The 25,351-nt window shown below is 70.1% G+C and carries 23 protein-coding genes; 5 read left to right on the top strand and 18 right to left on the bottom strand.

Annotation, left to right across the window (positions count from 1 at the left end; all coding sequences use genetic code 11):
- Positions 1-76: 76 nt before the first annotated feature.
- The 3 genes from QT196_RS28165 to QT196_RS28155 all read right to left on the bottom strand — a co-directional run bounded on the left by QT196_RS28165 (position 77) and on the right by QT196_RS28155 (position 5,304).
- Complete coding sequence (locus QT196_RS28165) at positions 77-2,311, bottom strand: MMPL family transporter (RefSeq protein WP_290355940.1); 2,235 nt, start codon at positions 2,309-2,311, stop codon at positions 77-79.
- 251 nt (positions 2,312-2,562) lie between these two features.
- On the bottom strand, positions 2,563-4,671 hold the full coding sequence (locus QT196_RS28160; protein WP_290355939.1) for a phosphocholine-specific phospholipase C: 2,109 nt from the start codon (positions 4,669-4,671) through the stop codon (positions 2,563-2,565).
- Between the two features lie 204 nt (positions 4,672-4,875).
- Complete coding sequence (locus QT196_RS28155) at positions 4,876-5,304, bottom strand: ATP-binding protein (protein ID WP_290355938.1); 429 nt, start codon at positions 5,302-5,304, stop codon at positions 4,876-4,878.
- 112 nt (positions 5,305-5,416) lie between these two features.
- On the opposite strand from QT196_RS28155, the gene QT196_RS28150 reads away from it, so the two are divergent.
- From QT196_RS28150 to QT196_RS28140, 3 genes are read left to right on the top strand one after another with little or no spacing between them, the layout of a single operon-like run.
- Positions 5,417-6,241 carry a helix-turn-helix transcriptional regulator gene (locus QT196_RS28150; protein WP_290355937.1) on the top strand — a complete coding sequence of 275 codons (825 nt, stop codon included), beginning with the start codon at positions 5,417-5,419 and terminating at the stop codon, positions 6,239-6,241.
- On the top strand, positions 6,238-6,441 hold the full coding sequence (locus QT196_RS28145) for a DUF397 domain-containing protein (protein ID WP_290355936.1): 204 nt from the start codon (positions 6,238-6,240) through the stop codon (positions 6,439-6,441). The genes QT196_RS28150 and QT196_RS28145 overlap by 4 nt, the downstream gene beginning before the upstream one ends.
- A 17-nt stretch (positions 6,442-6,458) precedes the next feature.
- Positions 6,459-7,463 carry an aldo/keto reductase gene (locus tag QT196_RS28140; RefSeq protein WP_266733308.1) on the top strand — a complete coding sequence of 335 codons (1,005 nt, stop codon included), beginning with the start codon at positions 6,459-6,461 and terminating at the stop codon, positions 7,461-7,463.
- Between the two features lie 86 nt (positions 7,464-7,549).
- Here the strand turns inward: QT196_RS28140 and gatB are convergent, their stop codons facing one another.
- From gatB to QT196_RS28065, 15 genes are all read right to left on the bottom strand, one after another.
- A complete protein-coding gene (gatB, locus tag QT196_RS28135) occupies positions 7,550-9,058 on the bottom strand; it encodes an Asp-tRNA(Asn)/Glu-tRNA(Gln) amidotransferase subunit GatB (protein ID WP_168481497.1) in 1,509 nt (502 codons plus the stop codon).
- A 16-nt stretch (positions 9,059-9,074) separates the two neighbouring features.
- Positions 9,075-9,308: a hypothetical protein gene (locus tag QT196_RS28130; protein ID WP_168484043.1), complete on the bottom strand. Its 234-nt coding sequence runs from the start codon at positions 9,306-9,308 to the stop codon at positions 9,075-9,077.
- A 5-nt stretch (positions 9,309-9,313) separates the two neighbouring features.
- Positions 9,314-10,816 carry an Asp-tRNA(Asn)/Glu-tRNA(Gln) amidotransferase subunit GatA gene (gene gatA, locus QT196_RS28125; protein ID WP_211117440.1) on the bottom strand — a complete coding sequence of 501 codons (1,503 nt, stop codon included), beginning with the start codon at positions 10,814-10,816 and terminating at the stop codon, positions 9,314-9,316.
- Positions 10,813-11,109, bottom strand: coding sequence for an Asp-tRNA(Asn)/Glu-tRNA(Gln) amidotransferase subunit GatC (gene gatC, locus QT196_RS28120; RefSeq protein ID WP_006602950.1), 297 nt, complete (start codon positions 11,107-11,109; stop codon positions 10,813-10,815). Before gatC ends, gatA begins: the two co-directional genes overlap by 4 nt.
- A gap of 150 nt (positions 11,110-11,259) precedes the next feature.
- Positions 11,260-11,526, bottom strand: coding sequence for a hypothetical protein (locus tag QT196_RS28115; RefSeq protein ID WP_266733312.1), 267 nt, complete (start codon positions 11,524-11,526; stop codon positions 11,260-11,262).
- A gap of 44 nt (positions 11,527-11,570) precedes the next feature.
- A complete protein-coding gene (locus QT196_RS28110; RefSeq protein ID WP_168481495.1) occupies positions 11,571-13,679 on the bottom strand; it encodes a bifunctional diguanylate cyclase/phosphodiesterase in 2,109 nt (702 codons plus the stop codon).
- Between the two features lie 156 nt (positions 13,680-13,835).
- Positions 13,836-16,049: an NAD-dependent DNA ligase LigA gene (ligA, locus tag QT196_RS28105; protein WP_266733314.1), complete on the bottom strand. Its 2,214-nt coding sequence runs from the start codon at positions 16,047-16,049 to the stop codon at positions 13,836-13,838.
- A 31-nt stretch (positions 16,050-16,080) separates the two neighbouring features.
- Entirely contained in the window at positions 16,081-17,094 is a 1,014-nt protein-coding gene (locus QT196_RS28100) for a methionine synthase (protein WP_290355935.1), read from the bottom strand.
- Positions 17,095-17,267: 173 nt separating this feature from the next.
- Complete coding sequence (locus QT196_RS28095) at positions 17,268-18,758, bottom strand: MFS transporter (RefSeq protein WP_266733316.1); 1,491 nt, start codon at positions 18,756-18,758, stop codon at positions 17,268-17,270.
- 146 nt (positions 18,759-18,904) lie between these two features.
- Positions 18,905-19,282: a MarR family transcriptional regulator gene (locus QT196_RS28090; RefSeq protein ID WP_168484041.1), complete on the bottom strand. Its 378-nt coding sequence runs from the start codon at positions 19,280-19,282 to the stop codon at positions 18,905-18,907.
- A gap of 147 nt (positions 19,283-19,429) precedes the next feature.
- Complete coding sequence (locus tag QT196_RS28085; protein WP_168481492.1) at positions 19,430-20,119, bottom strand: SDR family oxidoreductase; 690 nt, start codon at positions 20,117-20,119, stop codon at positions 19,430-19,432.
- 47 nt (positions 20,120-20,166) lie between these two features.
- Positions 20,167-20,709 carry a TIGR00730 family Rossman fold protein gene (locus tag QT196_RS28080; RefSeq protein WP_168481491.1) on the bottom strand — a complete coding sequence of 181 codons (543 nt, stop codon included), beginning with the start codon at positions 20,707-20,709 and terminating at the stop codon, positions 20,167-20,169.
- Between the two features lie 69 nt (positions 20,710-20,778).
- Complete coding sequence (gene gdhA / locus QT196_RS28075; RefSeq protein ID WP_290355934.1) at positions 20,779-22,158, bottom strand: NADP-specific glutamate dehydrogenase; 1,380 nt, start codon at positions 22,156-22,158, stop codon at positions 20,779-20,781.
- Between the two features lie 470 nt (positions 22,159-22,628).
- Positions 22,629-23,468, bottom strand: coding sequence for a VC0807 family protein (locus QT196_RS28070; RefSeq protein WP_248001333.1), 840 nt, complete (start codon positions 23,466-23,468; stop codon positions 22,629-22,631).
- Positions 23,469-23,552: 84 nt separating this feature from the next.
- Complete coding sequence (locus QT196_RS28065) at positions 23,553-23,930, bottom strand: hypothetical protein (protein WP_248001332.1); 378 nt, start codon at positions 23,928-23,930, stop codon at positions 23,553-23,555.
- Between the two features lie 87 nt (positions 23,931-24,017).
- Here QT196_RS28065 and QT196_RS28060 point away from each other — a divergent pair, with 87 nt between their 5' ends.
- Both QT196_RS28060 and QT196_RS28055 read left to right on the top strand, forming a co-directional pair.
- The gene (locus QT196_RS28060) at positions 24,018-24,833 is read left to right on the top strand and encodes a helix-turn-helix transcriptional regulator (RefSeq protein ID WP_282189774.1); all 816 of its coding nucleotides are present in this window, start codon (positions 24,018-24,020) and stop codon (positions 24,831-24,833) included.
- The gene (locus QT196_RS28055) at positions 24,830-25,084 is read left to right on the top strand and encodes a DUF397 domain-containing protein (RefSeq protein ID WP_168481489.1); all 255 of its coding nucleotides are present in this window, start codon (positions 24,830-24,832) and stop codon (positions 25,082-25,084) included. Before QT196_RS28060 ends, QT196_RS28055 begins: the two co-directional genes overlap by 4 nt.
- The last annotated feature ends 267 nt before the right edge of the window (positions 25,085-25,351 follow it).

The following is a 25,351-nucleotide window of genomic DNA, read 5'->3' as shown; positions in this document are numbered from 1 at the left end:
GCGCGCGGCGGACGGAGACACGCCGACCGCGGGGGCAGGGCCCGGAGGCGGTCCGGGGCCGGTCCGGGGCCGGTGGCTACGCCCTCACCAGCGGTTTTTCCCCGTCCTGGGGGCCGGGCAGCCGCACCGCGCCCGGCTCCGGCGGCGGCTCGATGCTGATCCGGGGCAGCCACCGGTCGAGCCAGGACGGCAGCCACCAGTTGGCGCCGCCCAGCAGATGCATCAGGGCGGGCACCAGCAGCGTACGGAGCACGAAGGCGTCCAGGGCGACGGCGCCCGCCAGGCCGATGCCGAACATCGCGATGATCCGGTCGCCGCTGAGGATGAAGGCCCCGAACACCGCGATCATGATGACCGCCGCCGAGTTGATCACGCGGCTGGTCTCGGCGAGGCCGACCCGTACCGCCCGGCGGTTGTTGTGCGTCAGCTGCCACTCCTCGTACATCCGGGAGACCAGGAACACCTGGTAGTCCATGGACAGGCCGAAGAGCACCGACACCATGATGACCGGCAGGAAGGGTTCGACCGGGCCGGCGCTGCCCAGCCCGAGCAGTTCGCTGCCCCAGCCCCACTGGAAGACCGCGACCACGATCCCGAAGGACGAGGCCACGGCGGCGACGTTCATCAGCGCGGCCTTGAGCGGGATGCCGATGCTGCGGAAGGCGAGCAGCAGCAGGACCGAGCCCAGCGCGATCACGACGCCGATGAAGAGCGGCAGCTTGCCGACGATGACGGACGCGAAGTCGTCGTAGCTGGCGGTGATCCCGCCGACCTGTACGCGCAGCGTGCTCGTGCCCCCGGCCTCCGGCAGCACCTCGGTCCGCAGGCGTTCCACCAGGTCGGAGGTCTGCCGGGACTGCGGTGAGGTGGTGGGTACGACGGTGATCACGCCGGTGCCGTGGTTGCCGTCGAACGCGGGTCGGCTGACCTGGGCGACGCCCGGGGTGTCCCGCAGCCGGTCCGGCAGGTCCGAGAACGCGACCCGGTCCTTGGCGCCGTCCAGGGTGCCGACGAGGGTCAGCGGCCCGTTGAAGCCGGGGCCGAAGCCGCTCCCGTGGCCGTCGCCCGCGAGCAGGTCGTATGCCTTGCGGGTGGTCGAGGTGGCCGGGTTGTTGCCCTGGTCGGAGCTGCCCAGATGGAGGCCGAAGGTCGGCAGTGCCAGGACGAGCATGACGGCCGCCGCGAGGGTGCCCAGCAGTTTGGGGTGCCGCTCGACGAAGCCGGACCAACGGGCGGCGATCCCGGTGGGCCGCTCGGGCCGCGGTCCGTGCTCGGCCAGCCGGCGCCGCTCGCGACGGCTCAGCGCCCGCATCCCGATCACCCCGAGCAGCGCCGGCAGCAGGGTGATGGCGGCGGCCACGGTCAGGACGACGGTGAGCGAGGCGGCGAGCGCGACGCCGTTGAGGAAGCTCAGCCGCAGGATCAGCATGCCCAGCAGCGCGATACAGACGGTGGCACCGGCGAAGACGACCGCGCGCCCGGATACGGCGACGGCCCGGGTGGCCGCCTCATCGACCGGCAGGCCCGCCCGCAGGCCCTTGCGGTGCCGGGTGACGATGAACAGCGCGTAGTCGATGCCGACGCCGAGCCCGATCAGCATGCCGAGCATCGGGGCGAAGTCGGCGACGGTCATGGCGTGGCTGAGCAGGGTGATACCGGCCGAGGCGGTGCCGACGGCGGCGAGCGCGGTGACGATCGGCAGGAAGGTCGCGGCGAGTGAGCCGAAGGCGAGGAAGAGCACCACGGCCGCGGCGCCCAGCCCGATGATCTCCGCCAGTTGGGCGCGCGGTGCCTCGGTCAGCGCGATCCCGGCGCCGCCCAGCTCGACCTGGAGGCCCCGGCCGGACGCCCGCTGCGCGGTGTCGACGACCTTGCGGACCTGGGCGACGTTCAGCTCGTCGGTGGGCCGGTCGAAGATCACGGAAGCGTAGGCGGTGTGCCCGTCCCAGCTGATCTGCCGGGTGCCGCCGCCGCCCGCGCCGTGTTTGCCGTAGGGGCCCTGCACCTCGGAGACGCCGGGCAGCCGGGCGATCTCCTTCAGGGTGTGCCGCATCGTCTTCTCGACGGCGCCGGAGCGCACCGTTCCGGAGTCCGTGTGCCAGACGAGGGTGTCGCCGTCCCCGGAGCGGTCCGGGAAGGCCTTCGCCATACGGGCGCTCGCCTGCCCGGATTCGGTCCCGGGCACCTCGTAGTTGTTCGAGTACGCGGCCCCCGTCACCCCCGCCGCGACGGCGACCCCCGCGAAGGCGGCGAGCCAGAGCGCGATCACCACGATGCGGCGCCGGAGACACCACCGAGCCAGAGCGGTCACGGACCTCGTCTGCTTCCCGGGTTGGGCGTCGATATCTCCCGGGGGCGGGCGGTGCCGAACGCGGATGTACGGGGACGGGGCGGCCGTCGCACCCGCACAAGCGGAAGCGTCCGGTCCACCCCTCGGGGCAGGATGCCAGCCGGAAAAGATCCTTTGCCCTCTTTGTGGACTTCCCCACAAGAGACGGGAATAGGGAACTCCGCCCCGCCCCGGAGCCCGCCCCGGCCTGCCCCGCCCCCGTACACCGCGTCTCAGCCGGTGACCGACTCCTTGCCGTTCTCCACGTGCCCCATGAGCCGCCGGTGGAAGGACCGGTCCTCGGCGACCGTGAGGCGGAGGTCGTACCAACCGTGCGCGGCCGCGGCGGGATACGCGACGGTGCGGCTGGCGCCGGCCTTCACCCGCACCGTGCGCGGCGCGCCGTCCGTATAGGCCAGCGGCGTGAGGGTGCAGGTCAGCTCGGTGCGGCCGGGGTTGGTGACGGTCAGATGGAGTTCCTGCCGCCCGGCGTCGATCCGCGTACTGATCTTGGCGGCCGCGGCGGCGCCCTGCCCGGTCCCGGCGAACTCCCGCCGGAATCCGTTCGGCCCGGTCACCGTGAAGCGGTACACACCGTCCTTCACCGGCACCTCCCACCGCCCCTTCCCCCGTACGTCCCGGTGCTGCGGCGCATCGAATTCCTTCGCGTAGGGATAGAGCGCCAGATGGACGGAGGCCCGGCCGGTATTACGGACGGCCATCCGGAAGACCGCCGCGCCCGGATCGAAGCCGCCGTCGGCGTCGGGCTGGTAGGGCAGCGCCCTGGCCGGCCGGACGCCGCGCTCCTGTTGCGGCAGCGACTGCCGGACCGGCGGCTGCGGTGCCCAGCGCCCGCTGAACGCCGGGATCGCGCCGGGTTGCCGCACCGACGGCTGCCGGCGCCCACGGGAGAAGTCGAAGGCGGCGGTCAGATCGCCGCAGACGGTGCGCCGCCAGGCGCTGATGTTGGGCTCCTCGATCCCCGTCCAGCGCTCCAGGAAGCGGGTGATCGAGGTGTGGTCGAAGACCTGGGAGCAGGCGTGGCCGCCGACCGTCCACGGCGAGATGACGAGCATCGGCACCCGGATACCCAGACCGGTCGGCCGGCCGTCCCAGAATTCCCCGTCGGTTCCGGCGGGCGGTACCGGGGGCGGCACATGGTCGAAGAACCCGTCGTTCTCGTCGTAGGTCAGGAAGAGCGCGGTGTGCCGCCAGACGTCCGGGTTACGGCCGAGCGCGTCCAGCACCTGGTAGACGAGGGTGGCGCTCTCGACCGGTGAGGACGAGCCGGGGTGCTCGGAGTCGGCCGCGGACGGCACGAGGTACGACACCTCGGGCAGCCCGCCCCTCGCCACATCCGCGGCGAACGCGGCCGCCAGGCTGCCCGGCTCGCCCCGCCGCAGCGCCCGCTCGAACAGACTCCGCTCCACGCGGCTCAGCCCCCTCACGCCCTCCTCCAGGAGCCCCGTGAGCCGTGTGCGCCCGGCCTCGTCGGCGCCCGCCAGCGTCATGTAGAAGGCGGTCATGTTCCGCACCCCGTCCACCTTGGCCAGGGCCTTCCTCGCGACCGCCTTGAAGCCCGCGTAGAACTCCAGGTTGTTGTCGGTGAAGTTGTCCCACTCCTGATAGACGCGCCAACTGCGGCCGGCCTTCTCCAGGCGCTCGGCGTAGGTGGTCCAGGTGTACCCGGGGTGGGTGTCCTCCTCGTAGGCGTCGTTGCCCACCGCCCGCTTCCCGTTGGGCTCGTAGCCCGTCCAACCGCTCACCAGGTGGTTGCGGTTGGGGCTGGTCGAGGAGTGGATCGAGGAGTGGTAGGCATCGCAGACGGTGAAGGTGTCCGCGAGCTCGTAGTGCAGCGGGACGTCCTGCCGGTCGTAGTGGGCCATGGTGGCCGCGGTCTTGGCGGTGACCCAGTTGTTCATCCAGCCGCCGTTCCACGCCCTGGCCCCGCCGTCCCAGCCGTGGTCCAGCGCGCCGATGTACTGCCGGTCCTTCTTCTGCGCGGCGGCCGCCTCGCGCACCGAGAACGGCAGCACGGTCCCGGCGCCCAGCAGCCCCGGCTGCTCGTAGACGCTCCGGCCACCGGGCAGCTCGATCGCATTGCGGTCGGCATAGCCGCGCACCCCGCGCAGCATCCCGAAGTAGTGGTCGAAGGAGCGGTTCTCCTGCATCAGCACGATCACATGCCGGATGTCCGCGAGCCCCCCGCCGCGCGCCGTCCGCGCCGCGTCGTCCGCCAGCGCCTGCTGCAACGACGGCGGCAGCAGCGACCCTGCCACCGCCGCGCCCGCCGCGGCCGCTCCAACTCCCAGTACGCGTCTACGAGATACCTCCGGTGCCACGCCCGACCTCCCGGTTGTCAGTCCACGGCAGCCACAGACCGTTCAATGGTCTGCAATCGGCCCATTGAGATGGTGCGACCGGGACGTTAATGGACTCCCGTGACCGGCGATAGGCAGCGGGGTGACAACTTCGGGAAACGCGCCGTGCCGACCAAGGCCGCCACCAGGGGCTGCCACTGGCCCTCAGCGGCCGCCCGCCCCCGGTCACCGTGGACCGCTCCAGAAGTCCGGCCACCACTCACACCACACGATCTTGCCCGGAGCGCGCTCCCCCACCCCCCACTTGTCCGCGAGCGCGGACACCAGCAACAGCCCCCGCCCGCACTCCGCTTCCGCCGCACCGTCCCGCACCGGAACCCGCGGCTCCCCGCCCCCGCTGTCGTGCACCTCGACCCGCAGCAGCCCGTCCTCACCCAGCACCAGCCGCAGCCGGTACTCACGACCGGGCGGCACGCCGTGCAGCAGGGCATTGGTGGCCAGTTCACTGACGCACAGCAGCACCTCGTCCGCCCGGCGTTCCAGGTCCCATCCGACGAGCGCGGTACGGGCGAACTCCCTGGCCAGCGACACGGATCGGCGCTCCCGCCGGTAGCACACCGAACGGGCACAGAGCGTCTGGATCTCCTTTTGCATGGCGCCACTGTCACAGTGCGTAACTATACTGGACCACAGTGTCAGGTCGTACAGATCCGCTGTACGACTTCTGGCTGTGTCATGCCGTCACAGGGAGGGGAAGGCAGAGCGCATGCACCCGGCGAACAAACCGAAGAAAATCACGTCCTGGCATGTGATCGGCGCCCTACTGAGTCACTTCCGCAGGGCCGCCCACATCACCCAGCCCGAACTGGCCGAACGGGTCGGACTCCACGAGGACACCATCGGCTCCATCGAGCAGGGCCGCCGACCACTCAAGCTCGACCTGGCCGAGACGCTGGACGAAATCCTCGACACCAAGGGGGCGTTGGCGGTCGCGGTGGCGAAGGTCCCGGAACGGGAGAAGCTGCCGGCGTTCGTACAGGACCTGGTGGAGCATGAGGAGAAGGCGCTGACGCTGCTGTCGTATCAGAACCAGGTGGTGCCTGGGCTGTTGCAGATCGAGGCGTACGCACGGGCAACGTTCGACTCCCTCTACCCACCGCTGGACGAGGAACAGGCCGAGGAGTGGGTCTCCGGACGCATCAGCCGACAGAAGCTGCTGGAGCGCAAACGGCCGCGCCCCATGCTCAGCTTCATCCTGGAAGAAGTGGTGCTCCACCGACCGACCGGCAGCCCGGAGATCCTGCGTGCGCAACTCCGCCATCTCCGGTCGTGCGCCGAACTCCCCTTCTTAGGGCTTCAGATCATGCCGACGGCACGACGCACCCATGCCTCCCTGGATGGCCCGCTGGTCCTGCTGGAGACACCCGACCACGAGCATCTCGCCTACATCGAAGCGCAACGGATCAGCTTCCTGATCGACGATCCAGATCAGGTAAGCGTGTATCAACAGGTATATGGGATGCTGCGGTCGCAGGCCCTCACCCCTGAGGAGACGAAGAGCCTGCTGGACGACTTGCTAGGAGAGTCATGACCAGCACAGCAGCCCAGTCCTTCTCTCACGGTCTCAACTGGTTCAAGTCCAGCTACAGCGGCAGCGCAGGCGGCGACTGCCTCGAAGTCGCCACCTGCCCTCACGCCATACACATCCGCGACTCCAAGAACCCCGGCGGCCCCATACTCACCCTGAGCGCCGCCGCCTGGTCCGCGTTCCTGGCCGACGTCGCCAACTGACGGGTATTCAAGAAGTCATGAAGCTCCGTAAGTTAGGCACCCAGGGCCCCACCGTCTCACCCCTCGGCCTAGGCTGTATGGGGATGTCGACCTCGTACGGCGTCCCGGACGACGCCGAGTCGCTCCGCACCCTCGATCGCGCGGCCGAGCTCGGCGTCACCCTGCTCGACACCGCGGACGCCTACGGACGCGGCGCCAACGAGGAGTTCCTCGGCCGCTGGCTGCACAGCCGTACGGCCTCGCTGCGGGACGGGCTCGTCATCGCGACCAAGTTCGGACTGCGGCACGACGCCGCCACCGGGCGGGTGAACGCGGTCGACTCCTCCGCCGCCTGGGTGCGCGAGGCCTGCCACGCCTCGCTGCGCCGCCTCGGCACGGACCGTATCGACCTCTACTACCTGCACCGCCGCGACCCGGCCGTCCCCATCGAGGAGACGGTCGGCGCGATGGCGGAGCTGGTCGCCGACGGTGCCGTACGCAGCCTCGGCCTCAGCGAGGTCAGCCCGCAGACGCTGCGCCGGGCGCACGCCGTCCACCCCATCAGCGCCATACAGCTGGAGTACTCCCTCTTCACCCGCGAGGTCGTGGAGGGCGAGATGCTGGCGACCTGCCGGGAACTCGGCATCGGCATCGTGGCGTACTCACCGCTGGGGCGCGGCATGCTGACCGGCGCGCTCGCCGCACGGGACGAGCTGACCGCCGAGGACACCCGACGGCGGTGGCCGCGGTTCGCCGAGGAGAACATCGACCGCAATCTGCGCCTCGTCCGGGCCGTGCGGGCCGCCGCCGAGTCCATCGGCTGCACCCCGGCGCAGGCCGTCCTCGCCTGGCTGCTCGGCCAGGGCGAGGACATCGTGCCGATCCCCGGCACCAAGCGCCGTGCGTACCTGGAGGAGAACACGGCCGCTGCCGGAATCGAGCTGAGCCCGGAGCAACTGGGCCTGCTCCGGGCGGCCGTGCCCGACGGCGCCGTGGCGGGGGAACGCTATCCGCTCGCCGCCCTGGAACGCCTGGGCCACTGAGCCGGGGGCAGAAAGCGGCCGCCCTCCCCGAAGAGTGATTCCTCGGGAAGGACGGCCGCTCACCGTCGTGCACAAGAAGTGGCGCGTCAGCCTTCGACGCCCAGCTTCTCCAGGATGAGTTCGCGGACGCGGGCCGCGTCGGCCTGGCCGCGGGTGGCCTTCATGACCGCGCCGACCAGGGCGCCAGCCGCGGCCACCTTGCCGCCGCGGATCTTGTCGGCGATGCCCGCGTTGGCGGCGATGGCCTCGTCGACGGCGGTGCCCAGGGCGCCCTCGTCGGAGACGACCTTCAGGCCGCGCTTCTCGACGACGGTGTCCGGGTCGCCCTCGCCGGCCAGCACACCCTCGATGGTCTGGCGGGCCAGCTTGTCGTTGAGGGAGCCGTCGGCCACCAGCGCGGTGACCCGGGCGACCTGCTCGGGGGTGATCGGCAGGGCGGCCAGCTCCACGCCGTCCTCGTTGGCGCGGCGGGCCAGTTCGCCCATCCACCACTTACGGGCCGAGGCGGAGTCCGCACCGGCGTCGACGGTGACGGTGATCAGGTCGACCGCGCCCGCGTTGAGGATCGACTGCATGTCGTGCTCGGAGATGCCCCACTCCTCGCGCAGCCGGTTGCGGCGGACCCGCGGCAGCTCGGGGAGCACGGCCCGCAGTTCCTCGACCCACTCGCGCGCGGGGGCCACCGGCACCAGGTCCGGCTCGGGGAAGTAGCGGTAGTCCTCGGCGTTGTCCTTGATGCGGCCGGCCGTGGTGGAGCCGTCCTCCTCGTGGAAGTGCCGGGTCTCCTGGATGATCGTGCCGCCGGACGAGAGCACCGCGGCGTGCCGCTGGATCTCGAAGCGGGCCGCACGCTCCACGGAACGCAGGGAGTTGACGTTCTTGGTCTCCGAACGCGTACCGAACTTCTCGGTGCCGTTGGGGCGCAGCGACAGGTTCACATCGCAGCGCATCTGGCCCTGTTCCATCCGGGCCTCGGAGACGCCGAGCGCCTTGATGAGCTCGCGCAGTTCGGCGACGTACGCCTTGGCGACCTCGGGGGCCCGCTCGCCCGCGCCCTCGATGGGCTTGGTGACGATCTCGATGAGCGGGATACCGGCGCGGTTGTAGTCCAGGAGCGAGTGCCGGGCACCCTGGATACGGCCGGTGGCACCGCCGATGTGGGTGGACTTGCCGGTGTCCTCCTCCATGTGGGCGCGCTCGATGTGCACCCGGAAGATCTCCCCGTCCTCCAGCTGTACGTCGAGGTAGCCGTCGAAGGCGATCGGCTCGTCGTACTGGGAGGTCTGGAAGTTCTTCGGCATGTCCGGATAGAAGTAGTTCTTCCGGGCGAAGCGGCACCATTCGGCGATGGAGCAGTTCAGCGCCAGGCCGATCTTGATCGCGGACTCGACGCCGATCGCGTTGACGACGGGCAGCGAGCCGGGCATGCCCAGGCAGGTCGGGCAGGTCTGCGAGTTGGCGTCCGCGCCGAGAGCGGTGGAACAGCCGCAGAACATCTTGGTCTTGGTGCCGAGCTCGACATGGACCTCCAGGCCCATGACGGGGTCGTACGTCGCGAGGGCGTCCTCGTACGACACCAGGTCAGTGACAGTCACGGTGAAACTTTCCCTCTCAGCCCAGCAGGACGTCGTCGTCGCCCAGGCGCTTCAGTTCGCGGTAGAGGATCGCCAGGCCGGTGACGATCGCCGCGGCCGAAACGGCGGCGTCGACCAGCCGCAGCGTGTCGCTCTCCTGACGGGCCAGCTTCGCCTGCTTCGCGACGCTGATGGCGCCGAACGCGGTGCTGCCGATCGACAGGTACAGGCCGCCCTTGGACTTCTTGAAGTTCTTGGCCTTCTTGGTCATGGCGCTCACAGTGCAGGTGCCTCCTCTAGCAGCGGGTGACCCCACTTGGCGGTGAACGCGGCCTCGACCGCGGCACCGACCTTGTAGAGCCGGTCGTCGGCCATGGCAGGGGCGATGATCTGCAGGCCCACCGGCATCCCGTCCTCGGGCGCCAGGCCACAGGGCAGCGACATGGCCGCGTTGCCTGCCAGGTTGGTGGGGATCGTGCACAGGTCGGCGAGGTACATCGCCATCGGGTCGTCGGCGCGCTCGCCGATCGGGAAGGCGGTGGTCGGCGTGGTCGGCGAAACGATCACGTCGACCTTTTCGAAGGCCTTCTCGAAGTCGCGGGTGATCAGCGTCCGCACCTTCTGGGCGGAGCCGTAGTACGCGTCGTAGTAGCCGGAGCTGAGCGCGTACGTACCGAGCATGATCCGGCGCTTGACCTCGGGACCGAAACCGGCCTCACGGGTCAGGGCCGTGACGTCCTCGGCGGACTTGGTGCCGTCGTCGCCGACCCGCAGGCCGTAGCGCATGGCGTCGAAGCGGGCCAGGTTGGAGGAGCACTCCGAGGGCGCGATCAGGTAGTACGCGGACAGCGCGAGGTCGAAGGACGGGCAGTCCAGCTCGACGATCTCGGCGCCCAGCTCCTTCATCAGCGCGACCGACTCGTCGAAGCGCTGGAGGACACCGGCCTGGTAGCCCTCACCGCGGAACTGCTTGACGACGCCGACGCGCATGCCCTCGACGCTGCCGTTGCGGGCGGCCTCGACGACCGGCGGGACCGGCGCGTCGATGGAGGTGGAGTCCAGCGGGTCGTGCCCGGCGATGACCTCGTGGAGCAGCGCCGTGTCCAGGACCGTACGGGCGCAGGGGCCGCCCTGGTCCAGGGAGCTGGAGAACGCCACCATGCCGTAGCGGGAGACGCCGCCGTAGGTGGGCTTGACGCCGACCGTGCCGGTGACGGACGCGGGCTGGCGGATGGAACCGCCGGTGTCCGTGCCGATGGCGAGCGGGGCCTCGTAGGAGGCGAGGGCGGCACTGGAGCCGCCGCCGGAGCCGCCGGGGATCTTGGTGAGGTCCCAGGGGTTGCCGGTCGGCCCGTAGGCGCTGTTCTCCGTCGACGACCCCATGGCGAACTCGTCCATGTTGGTCTTGCCGAGGATGACGACGTCGGCGGCCTTGAGCTTCTTGGTGAGCGTGGCGTCGTACGGCGGCAGCCAGCCTTCGAGGATCTTCGAGCCGACGGTGGTGGGCATGCCCTCCGTCGTGAAGATGTCCTTGAGCGCGAGCGGAACACCGGCCAGCGGGCCGAGCTTCTCGCCGCGGGCGCGCTTGTCATCCACGGCGCGGGCCTGGGCGAGCGCGCCCTCGCGGTCGACGTGCAGGAAGGCGTGCACCTTCTCGTCGACGGCCTCGATGCGCGCCAGGTGGGCCTCGGTCACCTCGACGGCGGTGATCTCGCCGGCGGCGATCTTCGCCGCGATCTCGGCGGCGGTGAGCTTGATCAGGTCTGCCATGTCGGTCACTCCTCCCCCAGGATCTGCGGCACCTTGAAACGCTGCTGCTCCTGGGCCGGGGCGCCGGAGAGCGCCTGCTCGGGGGTCAGCGACGGACGGACCTCGTCCGGCCGCATGACGTTGGTCAGGGGCAGCGGGTGGGAGGTCGGCGGTACGTCTTGATCGGCGACCTCGGAGACGCGGGCGACCGCGCCGATGATGTCGTCGAGCTGTCCGGCGAAGTGGTCGAGCTCTTCGGCCTTCAGCTCCAGACGTGCCAGCCGGGCGAGGTGGGCGACCTCCTCGCGCGTGATGCCAGGCATGCAGCGATCCTCTGCTGGTTCTCGGAGTGTTCTTGGCTGTATATGCGGGCCCAATCCTATTCGCATTCCCCTTGCGTACCTGCATGGGAATTACGCGGGGCCTTTCCGCCGCGCATCGGGCCCGCCGATGGCCCGTCGCGCGGCGGCCGGTCAGCGGTCACCGGAGGACGGGCCACCGGCCGACGAGCCGCCGGGCGAGCGCTCATCGGCCCGCGGTGCGGCGGGGCGGGGCACCTGCGGGGCGGGGCCGGGCGGCGGGGGCTGGTCGGGCGGGGGCGTGGCAGGGGCAGCGGGGTCGGGGCGTGCGTCGGTGGCCTCGGGCACGTCAGCGTCACGCTCGTCGCCGTCGGGATCGGTGGACTGCTCACCGTGATCCGGCGCCGCGGGTGGTGCCGCGGCCTCCGGGAGGGCTTCCACGGGGTGTTCTTCGGAGCGGGGACAAGGGGCGGCCGGTGGCCGGGTCAGTTCAAGACCTGTCCCGAAGGGCGCTCGGCGGCCTTCTCCGCCGCCAGGGCGGCCGTTTCCGATTCGCGCTGCCAGCCGCGTTCGCCGCGGGCTCTCAGCCAGGCCGTGGTTTCGTCCGGTGGCATCGCCGCGGCCACCAGCCAGCCCTGTACGGCGTCGCAGCCGAGGTCGCGCAGCCGCTCCCAGGTCTCGTCGTCCTCGACGCCCTCCGCGACGACCAGGAGGCCGAGGGAGTGGGCGAGGTCGAGGGTGCAGCGGACGATCTCCGCGTCCTCGGTATCGACGGCCAGCCGGGCCACGAACGAGCGGTCGATCTTGAGCTCGCTGACCGGGAGGCGTCTCAGGTGGACGAGGGAGGAGTAGCCGGTGCCGAAGTCGTCGAGGGACATCTTGACGCCGTGCGCGGTGAGCCCGGCGAGGGTGTCGGCGGCCCGCTGCGGGTCCTCCAGGAGGACATGCTCGGTTATCTCCAGTTGGAGGGAGCCCGGTGGGACCCGATGCCGGGCGAGCCGCGCGGCGACGGCTCCGGCGAAGCCCGGGGAGTGCACATCGCGCGGGGAGACATTGACGGCGACCGGCACCTCCAGGCCCATCGCGCGCCAGCGCGCCACCTGGGCGAGCGCGGTCTCCAGGACGTACTCCGTCAGCCGGGGCATCAGCCCGGAGGACTCGGCGATGGCGATGAACTCGTCCGGTGGCACCCGGCCGCGGTCCGGGTGCACCCAGCGGACCAGCGCCTCCAGTCCGGCGACATGCCCGTCGAAGCCGACCTTGGGCTGGTAGTGCAGCTCGACGTCGCCGGCATCCAGGGCGCGGCGCAGATCGCCCAACAGGCCGAGCCGGTCAGGGGTGTTGCCGTCCCGCTTGGCCTCGTAGAGCTCGACACCGCTGCGGTCGCGCTTGGCCTGGTACATCGCCACGTCGGCGCGGCGCAGCAGTCCCTCGGCGTCGAGGGCGTGGTCGGGGAAGACGGCGACCCCCGCGCTGGCTTCGAGCACGAGGGTCAGTCCGTCGAGGTCCAGCGGGGAGCCCAGGGCGGCGACGAGATGGCGGGCCGCCCGTTGGGAGCTGGTGAGGGAGTCGGTGGTGGGCAGCAGGACGGCGAACTCGTCGCCGCCGAGCCGGGCCGCCTCGGCACCGCGCGGGAGGGCGTGCCGCAGACGGTCGGCGATCTGGAGCAGCAGGCGGTCGCCGGCGAGGTGGCCGAGGGTGTCGTTGACGGAGCGGAAGCGGTCCAGGTCGATGAGGACCAGGGCCGAGCGGGCGCCGACGCGCTCGGCGTCATCCAGGGCGGTCCAGGTGCGCTCCAGCAGCCACTGGCGGTTGGGCAGGCCGGTGAGCGGGTCGCGCAGCTGCTCCTCGGCGCGGGCGCGGGCTATCCAGAGCGTGGAGTCCAGCGCGATCAGCGGGACCGCGAACAGCGGCAGCAGCAGCGGCGCGTGGATCGCGCAGACGGCGATCAGCGGCGAGATCCCGAGCAGCGCGATGCCGACGAGTGCCTGCCGGACCACGGCCGTTCGGGGAATGGCGGGCAGCTGGCCGGTGCGGGGCGTGAGGCTGACCCAGAGCAGGCCGCGGCTGACCAGGAGGTAACCGGCGGCGGTGACGACGACTTCGGGGAGGACGGCGAGGTTCCAGGACGACGGGGCCCAGGGGTGGCGGACGCTGGAGGCCACCCCGAACGCGGCGAGGCCGAGCGCCGCGGTGCCGAGACCGAGGATGTCCACGGCGCCGTGCACCACGGCCTGTCGCCAGCGGTGCCGCCGGGCGGCACCGACCAGGACGACCACGGAGAGGCTGACGAGGACGGCGGGCACCCAGCCATAGAGCAGCAGGACGGCGAGGGCGAGGGCGGCGCCGGAACCCGTGCCGCCCCACCAGCGGTCCCGGCCGAGGGCTACCAGGTGGCCGACGATGATGCCCGTGAGGATGGCCAGCGACCAGCCCACGGATCGGCCGGGGAAGAGAGCGTCACCTTCGCCGAGGGTCACGATGACGCCCGTGGCGAGCGCGAGGCCCGCCACGGTGACGATGGTCGCGGGCAGCGCGGGCACGACGAGCCGCCGGAGCCGCGACGCCGGAGCGGCGCTGTCGGTCGGTTTCATTCCGATCCCTCTCACAGCCGGCTGTGCCCGCGCCACGGCAGGCGCATTCCTCAACAGTAGGCCGCGGAAGGCCGCGACGGGCAGCCATCCACGACGGTTGCCCGAATGCGACCCGGCGTCGCGGATCAATCTGGTATGCGCCGATGAGGTGACACCTCACTCCTCCTCAGGTGGAGTGACAGCTACGTCTCGCGCTGCGTCAGGACCCTGCTCCAGCAGCACCGCGAAGCCATCATCGTCCAACACAGGGACCTTCAACTGCATGGCCTTGTCGTACTTCGAACCAGGGTTGTCGCCCACCACTACGAATCCGGTCTTCTTCGAAACGGAACCGGTCACCTTCGCTCCGAGGTTCTGGAGGGCCTCTTTCGCGCCATCTCTGGTGTGTGACTGAAGTGTGCCCGTTACCACGACGGTGACGCCTTCGAGTGGCCGCGGGCCCTCATCACCCGTTTGCTCCTCCTCCATTCGGACGCCCGCGGCCCGCCAGCTCTCGATGATCTGCCGGTGCCAGTCCACGGCGAACCACTGCTTCAGCGAGGCGGCGATGGTGGCCCCGACACCGTCGACGGCGGCCAGCTCCGTCTCGTCCGCGTCCCGGATGCGGTCGATCGAGCGGAACTCCCGCGCCAGCGCCTCGGCCGCCACCGGGCCCACATGCCGGATCGACAGACCGGTGATGATCCGGGCCAGCGGGCGCTGCTTGGCCGCCTGGATGTTCTCCAGCATGGCCAGGGCGTTCTTCTTCGGCTCGCCCTTCTGGTTGGCGAAGAAGGTGACGACCTTCTCCTCACCGGTCTTCGGGTCGCGCTTGGGCAGACCTGAATCGGGGTCGAGCACATACGACTTGATGGGCAGCAGCTGTTCGATGGAAAGGCCGAAAAGATCGCCTTCGTCCGTCAGCGGCGGCTCGGCGGGCTCCAGCGGCTGACTGAGTGCCGTCGCCGCGACATAGCCGAAGTTCTCGATGTCCAGACACTTGCGGCCGGCGAGGTAGAACAGCCGCTCACGGATCTGGGCGGGGCAGGCGCGGGCGTTGGGGCACCGCAGGTCGATATCGCCTTCCTTGGCGGGCTGGAGGGCCGTCCCGCACTCGGGGCACTCGACGGGCATCACGAACTCCCGCTCGCTGCCGTCCCGCAGATCGACGACCGGACCGAGGATCTCCGGGATGACGTCACCGGCCTTGCGGATGACGACGGTGTCCCCGATGAACACGCCCTTGGCCTTGACCACGTCCTGGTTGTGCAGGGTGGCGAACTCCACCTCGGAGCCGGCCACGGTCACCGGCTCGACCACGGCATACGGCGTGACCCGGCCCGTACGGCCGACGCCGACGCGGATGTCGACCAGCTTGGTGTTGACCTCCTCCGGCGGGTACTTCCAGGCGATCGCCCAGCGCGGCGCCCGCGAGGTCGAACCCAGCCGCCCCTGGAGCCGGATCTCGTCCAGCTTGACGACCACGCCGTCGATCTCGTGCTCGACGGCCGTGCGGCGCCGCTCGGCGTCGCCGTAGTGGTCGATGAACTCCCGTACGGCTTGCAGGGAGTCGACGACCCGGTTGTGTGTGGCCGTCGGCAGGCCCCACTCCTTGAGCAGGTCGTACGCCTCCGACTGGCGGTCGATCTCCAGGCCTTGGCGGGCGCCGACGCCATGGACGACCATGTGCAGCGGGCGGCCGGCGGTGACCTTGGGGTCCTTCTGGCGCAGCGAACCGGCCGCGGCGTTACGGGGGTTGGCGAACGGCGGCTTGCCGTCGGCCACCAGCCGCTCGTTGAGTTCGAGGAACTTCTCCATCGGGAAGTAGACCTCCCCGCGCACCTCGACCAGGTCCGGAATCCGCTCGCCCTTCAGGCGGTGCGGGATCTCGGTGATCGTACGGACGTTGGGGGTGATGTCCTCGCCCGTACGGCCGTCGCCGCGGGTGGCGGCGCGGGTCAGCCGGCCCTGCTCGTAGGTGAGGTTGACGGCGAGACCGTCGACCTTCAGCTCGCACAGGAAGTGGTACTTGGCGCTCTTGGGGTCGCCGCCCAGCTCACCGGCGATCCGCTCGGCCCAGCCCGCCAACTCCTCGTCGTCGAAGGCGTTGTCGAGGGAGAGCATCCGTTCGCGGTGCTCGACCTCGGTGAACTCCGTGGCATAGGCCCCGGCGACCTTCTGGGTCGGCGAATCGGGGGTGCGCAGCTCGGGGTGCTCGTCCTCCAGGGCCTCCAGGGAGCGCAGCAGCTTGTCGAACTCCGCGTCACTGATGACCGGGGCATCCTTCACGTAATACCGGAAGCGATGCTCCTCGATCTGCTCAGCGAGCTGCGCGTGCTTCTCCCGCGCCGCTGCGGGCACCCCGGATTCCGCTGCGTGTTCGCCAGCCACCGTCTTGTCCTCCCGTGGTCCTTGAGTGCGGTCACTCAGGGTTGTCTGCGAGTGATCTCGCCGCCCGGACGCAATGGGCGAGAGCAGAGCGGGCATAAGCGGGCGAAGCGCCCGCCAGACCGCACGACGGAGTGATCACCACGGACTCACTGAGAGTCCCCGGTGTCAGCCCCAGCCTGCGCCACAGCGTCCTGACACCCATGACGCTACCGGCAGGGTCTGACAATCGGCTGTCCACGCCCGGCACCACGCCTGCGAACAGCGTGGTACCGCCCTCGACGGCCTCCCCGATCGCCTCCTCCTCACGCTCGGTGAGCAGTGCGAAATCGAACGAGACGCCGGTGACACCGGCCCGCCGCAGCAGCCCGAAGGGCACCTCGGGCGCGCATGAATGGACGACCACGGGGCCGCCCCCCGCCGCCCCGACAAGATCACGCAGCCCGCCCTCGACGACCGCGCGGTCCACCGCCCGGTGGGTGCGGTAGCCGCTCGCCGTCTTCACCCGGCCCTGGAGCACCGCCGTCAACGACGGCTCGTCGAGCTGGAGCACGACCCGCGCGCCCGGGACCCGCCGCCGTACGTCCGTGAGATGGCCGCGCAGCCCCTCCGCCAGGGACGCCGCAAGATCCCGGCAGGCCCCGGGGTCGCCGACGGCCGCCTCGCCGTTGCGCAGCTCCAGGGCGGCGGCGAGGGTCCACGGGCCGACCGCGGAGACCTTCAGCGGGCCCTCGTAGCCCTGGGTGAACTCCTCCAGGGCGTCGAGGTCCTCGCCGAGCCAGGAGTGGGCCCGCCGGGTGTCCCGGCCGGGCCGGTCACTGATCCGCCAGCCGCTGGGCTCCACATGGCCGTAGACCTCGACCAGCATCCCGAGGGTCCGGCCGATCATGTCGGCGCCGGGCCCCCGGGCCGGGAGCTCCGGCAGATACGGGAAGGTCTCCAGCGATCCGGTGACGGTCCTGGCCGCCTCCCGCGCGTCACCGCCCGGCATCGATCCGATCCCGGTCGCCGCGCCCGCGGTCCACTTCTGCCTGCTGTTCTCGCTCACCCAGGAAGGGTATGCGCCGGTGTGCGAAGCCGGGTGCGCCAGGTGTGCGCGCTCGGGACGGCCCCGACGCCGCGGGCCGCCCCCGCCCGGATGCGTACGGCAGTCACGCTCCGGTACGTACGCCCCGCCCCACCGGTCCGGGTACGTCCCGCACGCCGGGCCGTGGACACCGCTCACGTCCGGGTGCGTATGCCCGTCCGGCCGACCACGACCGCGACCGCGAGCGCGCCCGCCGTCAGGGCGAAGGCACAGGCCGCGCCCTGGTAGCCGCCGCCCGCCCCCGTCAGCACCGCGCCCATACCGGCGATCCCCACCAGGGAGCCGATCTGGCGGTTGGCGTTGAGGGTCGCGCTGCCGATATCGGCGTGCTCCCGGCCGGCGGCCGCCATCAGGACTCCGGTCAGCGCCGGGGAGCTGACCCCGCTGCCCAGGTTGGCGACCGCGAGCACCGCCGCGAGTGCCCAGTACGGCAGGCCGGGCGCGAGGATCAGGAACAGCAGGACGTAACCCGCGGTGGAGAGCGCCAGGGAGGCGGTGAGCGCGGTCCGGTCGCCGATCCGCGGCCCGAACCGGGCGTAGAGCATGTTGCCGAACGGGAGGACCAGGACGGCCGGAAGCATCTGGAGCCCCGCCGTCACCGGACTCGCCCCGCGCGCGCCCTGGAGGAAGAGGCCGAGGACGAACAGCGCTCCGTAGAAGGCGAAGTTGAAGAGGAAGCCGACCGCATTGGCCGCGGTGAAACTGCGGTCGGCGAAGAGCGAGACCGGCAGGACCGGGGTGCGGGCGGCCCGTTCACGGATGAGGAAGCCGGCCAGTGCGACCGCCGCGACCGCGAACGCCCCCAGGACGTACGGCGCGGACCAGCCCTTTCCGGGCCCTTCGATGAGTGCGTAACTCAGCGCCCCGAGGGCCAGCAGCCCCAGGACATGGCCACTGCCGCCGAGCGCCGAACGGCGGGCCGGGACCGCCGCGATCACCCGCCGGGTCAGTAGCAAACCGGCCACCCCTACGGGGAGGTTGACGAGGAAGATGCTGCGCCAGCCGAGCGTGCCGACCAGTACGCCGCCGATCGTGGGCGCCAGCCCTACGGAGGTGGAGACGACCGCCGACCAGATGCCGAGGATCTTCGCCCGGCGCGCCGGTTCGGGGAACGCGTGCATCAGCAGCGACAGCGAGCTGGGCATGAAGAGCGCCGCGCCCGCCCCCTGGACGAAGCGGGCCGCCACCAGGACGGCACCGTTCGGCGCGACGGCGCCCAGCAGGGACGCGGCGGTGAACACGGCGAGCCCGAGGAGATAGATCCGGCGGGCGCCGAACCGCTTCGCCAGCGAGCCGGCGAGCAGCAGCAGCGCGGCGAAGGCGAGGACATAGCCGTCGACGACCCAGGTGAGGCCGGACATGGTCAGTCCGAGCCGGGCCCGCAGCTCGTTCGCGGCGACGTTCATGATGCCGGTGTCCAGGCTCGCCATCACGAACCCCAGGGCCAGGACGAGGAGTTGGGCGGCGTCGTGGGGGCGGCGGGGTGGTGGTGTCCGGTTGTGGGCTTGGCCTTGGGGCTGGGCCCGTCCTTGGGGCTGGGCTTGGTCCTGCGGCCGGCCCTGGCCCAGGGCGACCGTCCCGTCCTCGCGTGCCGGCGCATGCGGCGCGGCCTTCTCACTGATCATGGATTTAGTTAAAGCTGTAGCTATCGCTGCGGACCATAGTTACAGCTATAACTTTGCTGAACGCATACGAAAACGCCGGAGCCCCGGGATGCGTCGTTGCACATCCCGGGGCCCCGGCGGTGGCTCAAATAAGTCCCCGCGAGCGGTCAGTCGCCGCGCCCCAGCGCCCTCAGCAGGTCGTCGCGCAACGCGGCCCGCTCCTCGTGCGAAAGATGATCGAGCGGCGAGGCGGTCCCCATCCGCCGCAGCAGATCGAGCCGCAACTCCCGTCCCTCCTCGGTGAGTACGAGCTGTTTGGCGCGCCCGTCCAGAGGGTGCGGCCGGCGCACGACCATGCCCTGCTTCTCCAGCTTGGAGATGACGTAGGTGACATTCGGCGGCTCACAGCACAGCACCGCGGCCAGCTCCCGCGCCGTCTTCGGCTCGCCGAGCTCCTCCAGCGCCTTGGCCTGCGTCGGCGTCAGATCGAGCTCGGCGACCCGGCTGCGCTGATGGGCGTCGAGCCGGCGGCTCAGCTCCGTCACGAGCCCCCGTATCTCCCGGAACCCGCACCCCGCCGCCGCGGTCGCCTTCGCTTCAATGGTCACTCATGCAGCGTACGTCGCCGTGGCGGAAAGCAGCGGTGCGCGGACGAAAGCTGTGGACAACCGCCGGCGAGGCGGCCCCGGACCTCAGCGGCCGGGCCGCACCGACACATCGTTGATCTCCGCGTCCCGCGGCAGATCGATGGCCGTGAGGATGGCCGTCGCGACCGACTCCGGGTCGATCCAGCGGGCCGGGTCGTACTCCTTGCCCTCCTGCCGGTGGGTGCTCTCCTGCATCGGCGTGGCCGTACGCCCCGGATAGACCGAGGTGACCCGGACGCCGTTGTCGTGCTCCTCCGCCCGCAGCGAGTCGGCCAGCGCCTTCAGACCGTGCTTCGTCGCCGCGTACGCACCCCACTGGGCACGCGCACTCAGCCCGGCACCGGAGTTCACGAAGACGACATGCCCCTCGGCGACCCGTACCAGCGGCAGCAGCAGCCGGGTGAGTTCGGCGGGCGCGACCAGGTTGGCGGCGAGCTGCCGCTGCCAGGACTTGGCCGGCAGATCGGCGACCGCGCCCAGCTCGATCACGCCCGCGCTGTGCACCAGGGAGTCGATCCGGTCCGGCAGCGGCTGCTGGCCGAAGGCCCAGGACAGCTTCTCGGGGTTGGCGAGATCACCGACGAGCGTACGGGCGCCGGGGAACTGCGCGGCCAGCTCCTTCGCCCGGACCGCGTTGCGCGCCAGCAGCCACAGGTCCTCCCCGCGGTCCGCGAGCCGCCGTGCGACCGCCGCTCCGATGCCCGACCCTGCGCCCGTGATCAAGTGCGTACCCATGGGTCCGATCCTAACGAGCGGGACGGCCGGACGCGGGGCCCGGCGGCTCAGCCCTGGATACCCGCCTTCTCCTCCAGATAGGCCAGCGTGCCGACGCCGTCCTCCGCGAAGAAGACCAGGTCGGTGAGCGGAAGCGGCAGGAAGCCCTCCGACTCCATCCGCTGGAACTGCTGCTTCAACCCGTCGTAGAAACCAGCGGTGTTGAGGAGCACCACCGGCTTGCTGTGCATCCCGTGCTTACGCAGCTCCAGGATCTCGGTGGCCTCGTCGAGGGTGCCCGTACCGCCGACCATGATGACGACGGCGTCGGCGCGCACCAGCATCTGCGCCTTCCGCTCGGCGAGATCCTTGGTGACGACCATCTCATCGGCGCCTTCGCGCACCTTGTGCGCCAGGAACTCCACGGAAACGCCGATCAGCTTTCCGCCGGCCTCCTGCACCCCGTCGGCCATGACCTTCATCAGGCCGGTGTCCGAACCGCCCCAGACCAGCGCGTGCCCACCCCGGCCGATCAGCTCGGCGAACTCACGAGCAGCGGTGACATAACGGTCGTCGAGATCGGCGGCGGAGCAGAAAACGCAGATATTCATGCGGTCACTTTACGAGTCGGCCGGCCGGGCCGGCCGCTGCGGGACCGCCCGGCCGGACACGGCCTCCGGCTAGATCAACCCTTGATCCAGCATCGCCTCCGCGACCCGTTCGAAGCCGGCGATGTTGGCGCCCGCGACATAGTCGCCCGGCTGCCCGAAGCGCTCCGCGGTCTCGTAGCAGCGGTGGTGGATCCCGCGCATGATGGCCGCGAGCTCGCCCTCCGTGCGTTCGAAGGCCCATGCCTCACGCGCGGAGTTCTGCCGCATCTCCAGCGCGCTGGTCGCCACCCCGCCCGCGTTGGCGGCCTTGCCGGGACCGAACGCCACACCGGCCGACTTGAGGAGCGTCACCGCGTCCGGCGTGGTCGGCATGTTGGCGCCCTCGGAGACCGCCTTGACGCCGTTGCGGATCAGGATCCGGGCGGCGTCCGCGTCCAGCTCGTTCTGGGTCGCCGACGGCAGCGCCACATCGCACGCGACATCCCACACCCGCCCGCCGGGCACGTAGGTGGCCGACACCCCGCGCCGCTCGGCGTACGCACTGATCCGGCCGCGCTCGACCTCCTTGATCTGCCGCAGCAGAGCCAGGTCGATGCCCTTCTCGTCGACGACATAGCCGCCGGAGTCCGAGCAGGTCAGCACGTTGGCGCCGAGTGCCTGGGCCTTCTCGATGGTGTAGATCGCGACATTGCCGGACCCGGAGACCACCACCTGCTGCCCGTCCAGCTCCTCGCCGCGCTGCTTGAGCATCTCCTCGGTGAAGAGCACATTGCCGTAACCGGTGGCTTCCGTACGGGCCTTGGAGCCGCCCCAGGACAGTCCCTTGCCGGTGAGCACCCCGGCCTCCCAGCGGTTGGTGATCCGCCGGTACTGGCCGAAGAGAAAGCCGATTTCGCGGCCGCCGACGCCGATATCGCCGGCCGGTACGTCCGTGTGCTCGCCGAGATGACGGTGCAGCTCCGTCATGAACGACTGGCAGAATCGCATGACTTCGGCGTCCGACTTGCCGTGCGGATCGAAATCGCTGCCGCCCTTACCGCCACCGATGCTGAGCCCGGTAAGGGAATTCTTGAAGATTTGTTCGAAGCCGAGGAACTTGACGATCCCCAGATTCACGGACGAGTGGAAACGCAGACCGCCCTTGTACGGGCCGAGGGCACTGTTGAATTCCACCCGGAAACCGCGGTTGACGTGAATCGCCCCGGAATCATCCTGCCAGGGGACCCGGAACATGATCTGCCGCTCCGGCTCGCAGATCCGCTCCAGGATCTTCGCCTCGGCGAACTCCGGGCGGGCCGCCAGCACCGGGGCCAGCGTCTCCAGCACCTCAAGTGCCGCCTGATGGAACTCGGGCTCCCCGGGGTTTCGCCGGACCAGCTCGGCGTACAGGGATGCCGCCGGCCCGCCCGTATGAATACCCGGCTTGACCTCAGATTGAACAGTCGACATTGACTTCCGATCCCTTCGTGGCCGCGGAAAGGGCCGCCTGCGGTCCGTACCCTGACGAGCCCTCACAAGGTCTACAACTCCTTGCCAGTCCTTATCGTCACCGCTTCTCGCCCGGCAGCCGCCGCGTTCCTTCGCTTTCCCGACCCTATTTGGCGACACCCCGCTGATCGACTGTGGGATATACGACACGTCGTCCCCGTACGCAATCGCCCGACTCCTCCTGGACACCCCTCCCCCGCGCCATGCCCGCAGGTCAACGCACCGGCACCACCCATCGGGCACCCGCCATCCACACCGCACGCTGTGCGGCACCTCACAGTTGACCAGCGGTCTTTTCGCACCTCAGGCGCCTCACTCGTCCCGGAAGCGAGGAACGCGGACCGTCATTTCCGTCCCGATGGAGAGGGCGGGCACCGGGAAATGGCAGACATCGGGAGCAATTCGTCATCTGTAAGTCCCAGCGATCGCGATCACCCTTCCGCCGTGGCCGACACGGCGACTGTGGGACGCGCCTCCGCTTCGCCACGGGAGTCGTCGGTGCCCCGTTCCTGTTCGGCCTTGACCATCTTCTCCATCGGGTCCGCGCAGCTTCCCCCCGCGACGACCATCGCCAGCAGGATGGCCACCAGCATCAGCACGGTCCCCAGCCAGACCATCGTGTGCACCGGGATCGTGTACGCGCCGATCACCTTGGCCATGCACTCGACCAGCAGCACGGTCCCCCATATCAGCGAGAACCTCCGTTCGGCCCCGCGGAACGGTGCGGACCCTGCCATCAAACGGTCCCAGGCGGCGATACCCGCCGCGCTCCCCTTCGTGACGAACGGCTTGAGCCCGGCGGTCATCAGGGGCTTCCCCAGGAACACGGAGACGATCACCGCTATCCCGATGACGCTGCTCACCGCACCGTCCTTGGCGAGCATCAGCCGCGGATCACCGGTCACCGCGCTGGTGGCCAGACCCACGGCATTGACGACGAGGATCAGCAGCGCGAGGGCGTTGACGCCGGTGCGCCGCAGCAGGCTCCAGACCGTACGCAGCGCCGGCACCACACTGCTCCAGCCCAGCGCGGCGACGTCGCTCAGTCCGAAGCCGACGCTGAGGAGGTAGTACGAGGCCAGCGGAATGCCCGCGTCCACGACCAGCGGCGTCAGGCTCTGCACCAGGGGGTGGGGGCCCGTCCCGTCGACGGCTTCGCGCCCCCCGTCCCGCCTCTGGTGCCGCTTACGGCGCTGACGCCCACTCTCGCTGTTGCTCTCGCTCTCGCCCTGGATCCGGTTCATGGCGGCCCCCCGAATTGCTCTGTGCACGACGTCTTCCTTCGACACCTTCAGCTTCGGGCACGGCAGTGCGCTGCAACAGTTCCGACTGTCCTCGCTTCCCTGTGACATTTGTCAGTTGCGGGCCACGCGCAGCGCATCGCCCAGCGCTTCGGCCAGCCGCCGCGAGAGGAAGCGGAACTCGCGGTCCGGCACCTTCGGATCGGCGTGCATCGCCCGTGCGTACCGCAGCAGTTCCTCGCCGATACCGAGCTGCATCTGCTCGATGCTGTCGGCGAGATCGGACACCGGGCCGCCCTCACCATCCGTGATGAGAAAGCAGGGCCGGTCGTCCGGAGTGCTCCAGGGCAGCAACCGCATCTGTGGTGCGTCCGGTTCGGACGGCTTGGCCGGTTCGGACCGCTCGATCAGTTCGGACGGCTCGATCAGCTCGGGCCGCTCGGCCGGTTCGGAGGATGCGGAAAGTTCGGATCCTGGCGGTTCGTTCATCATGCGGACAAGCTTCGCCGCGCGCATCTAGCCTGGCCACAGAACGGCGCCTACTGTGCGCTACCACGCCGCAACTGTGCGAGGTGTGCGATGCCCCACAACAACGAGCCCCCTGTCAGTCTCAAGATCTTCGGGAAACAGTCCCGGTTCTTGCGGGAACAACGGGGCATGACGCGCCGCGAACTGGCCGCGCTCATCCCCTACTCCGAGTCCCAGATCGCGATGGTCGAGCGAGGCGAACGGCCACCGAAGCCCGGATACGTCGACACGGTGGACGCGGCGCTCGGCGCGGGCGGCGTGCTGCGCGTACTGATCCCCGATGTCGCGGAGAAGCACCATCCGGCGTGGGCCGAGGAATATGTGAAGTTGCAGGCGGAGGCGTTGGCGCTGCATTCCTACTGCACGCACTTTCTCCATGGGTTGCTACAGACGGAGGAGTATGCGGACGCGGTGTTCGGGTCCGTGCGGCCGAGCATGGAGGCCAACGAGATCGAGCGATCCGTGCAGGCCCGTCTGACGACACAGATTCTGCTGACCCGCAAGCCCGCCTGTCGGATGACGTTCGTCCTGGAGGAGCCCGTACTCCGACGGAAAATGGGCGGACAGGCCGTGTGGGAAGGCCAGTTGAGGAACCTGCTCAAGCTCTCCGAGCTGCACAATCTTCAGCTCCAGGTCATGCCACTCGCCCGCGAGACCCATGCGGGCATGGATGGCCCGATGACGCTGCTGGAGACGCCGGAGCATCACACCATCGGTTACGTGGAAGGCCAGAGGGGCAGCTACTTCCTCACAGAGCCGGACGACATCAGTGTGCTGAGCCACCGCTACGGCACACTGCGATCACAGGCCCTCGACGCCGAGGCGTCGCGAGCCCTCATTCAGCGTCTGCTGACAGGAGAGGCATGAACACCGAACTGGCGTGGTTCAAGAGCAGCTACAGCGGCGGAACGGGCGAAGCCTGCGTCGAAGTAGCCATCGCCTGGCGGAAGTCCAGCTACAGCGGTGGCGAAGGTGAAGCCTGCATCGAGATATCCGCCTGCCCCCACACCGTCCACATCCGCGACTCCAAGGACACCTCGCTGCCCTCGCTCGCGGTCTCACCCGACTCCTGGACTTCCTTCCTCGCATACGCCCAGGTCGCGCCGGAAGCCGGCTGACCGGACACCGGTGGGGCGGCACCAGGTTCCGCCCCACCGTCCGCCGGTGATCCGGCCGACCAACCAAAGAACCCGGGCAGAGAACCCCACCCACCTACCGCCGCCCAACTCCTCACCCCATCGGGTGACTTGGGCGCGAAGGCGTCCGGAATGCGGTTAGGCTCACCGCAGTTCCACTGCGACGGCAGCAGCACAAACGCTGCACAGCCACTACAACCGCACACAGAACGGCCCCCGGCGGGACGGCAATCCCGGTCCGAGGGCCTG

This window comes from Streptomyces sp. P9-2B-2 (genome assembly GCF_030406865.1).
Classification (GTDB): domain Bacteria; phylum Actinomycetota; class Actinomycetes; order Streptomycetales; family Streptomycetaceae; genus Streptomyces; species Streptomyces platensis.
Note: the sequence above shows the minus strand (reverse complement) of the source record. Positions and strands in the feature narration are given on the sequence as shown.

Excerpts from the sequence above, each read along its gene's own strand:
- QT196_RS28095 (WP_266733316.1), bottom strand. The coding sequence starts at position 18,758 with ATGATCAGTGAGAAGGCCGCGCCGCATGCGCCGGCACGCGAGGACGGG.
- QT196_RS28140 (WP_266733308.1), top strand. The coding sequence starts at position 6,459 with ATGAAGCTCCGTAAGTTAGGCACCCAGGGCCCCACCGTCTCACCCCTC.
- gatC (WP_006602950.1), bottom strand. The coding sequence starts at position 11,109 with ATGCCTGGCATCACGCGCGAGGAGGTCGCCCACCTCGCCCGGCTGGCA.
- QT196_RS28110 (WP_168481495.1), bottom strand. The coding sequence starts at position 13,679 with ATGAAACCGACCGACAGCGCCGCTCCGGCGTCGCGGCTCCGGCGGCTC.
- QT196_RS28155 (WP_290355938.1), bottom strand. The coding sequence starts at position 5,304 with ATGCAAAAGGAGATCCAGACGCTCTGTGCCCGTTCGGTGTGCTACCGG.
- QT196_RS28145 (WP_290355936.1), top strand. The coding sequence starts at position 6,238 with ATGACCAGCACAGCAGCCCAGTCCTTCTCTCACGGTCTCAACTGGTTC.
- QT196_RS28085 (WP_168481492.1), bottom strand. The coding sequence starts at position 20,119 with ATGGGTACGCACTTGATCACGGGCGCAGGGTCGGGCATCGGAGCGGCG.
- QT196_RS28150 (WP_290355937.1), top strand. The coding sequence starts at position 5,417 with ATGCACCCGGCGAACAAACCGAAGAAAATCACGTCCTGGCATGTGATC.
- QT196_RS28130 (WP_168484043.1), bottom strand. The coding sequence starts at position 9,308 with ATGACCAAGAAGGCCAAGAACTTCAAGAAGTCCAAGGGCGGCCTGTAC.
- QT196_RS28065 (WP_248001332.1), bottom strand. The coding sequence starts at position 23,930 with ATGATGAACGAACCGCCAGGATCCGAACTTTCCGCATCCTCCGAACCG.
- gdhA (WP_290355934.1), bottom strand. The coding sequence starts at position 22,158 with ATGTCGACTGTTCAATCTGAGGTCAAGCCGGGTATTCATACGGGCGGG.
- QT196_RS28055 (WP_168481489.1), top strand. The coding sequence starts at position 24,830 with ATGAACACCGAACTGGCGTGGTTCAAGAGCAGCTACAGCGGCGGAACG.
- QT196_RS28060 (WP_282189774.1), top strand. The coding sequence starts at position 24,018 with ATGCCCCACAACAACGAGCCCCCTGTCAGTCTCAAGATCTTCGGGAAA.
- QT196_RS28080 (WP_168481491.1), bottom strand. The coding sequence starts at position 20,709 with ATGAATATCTGCGTTTTCTGCTCCGCCGCCGATCTCGACGACCGTTAT.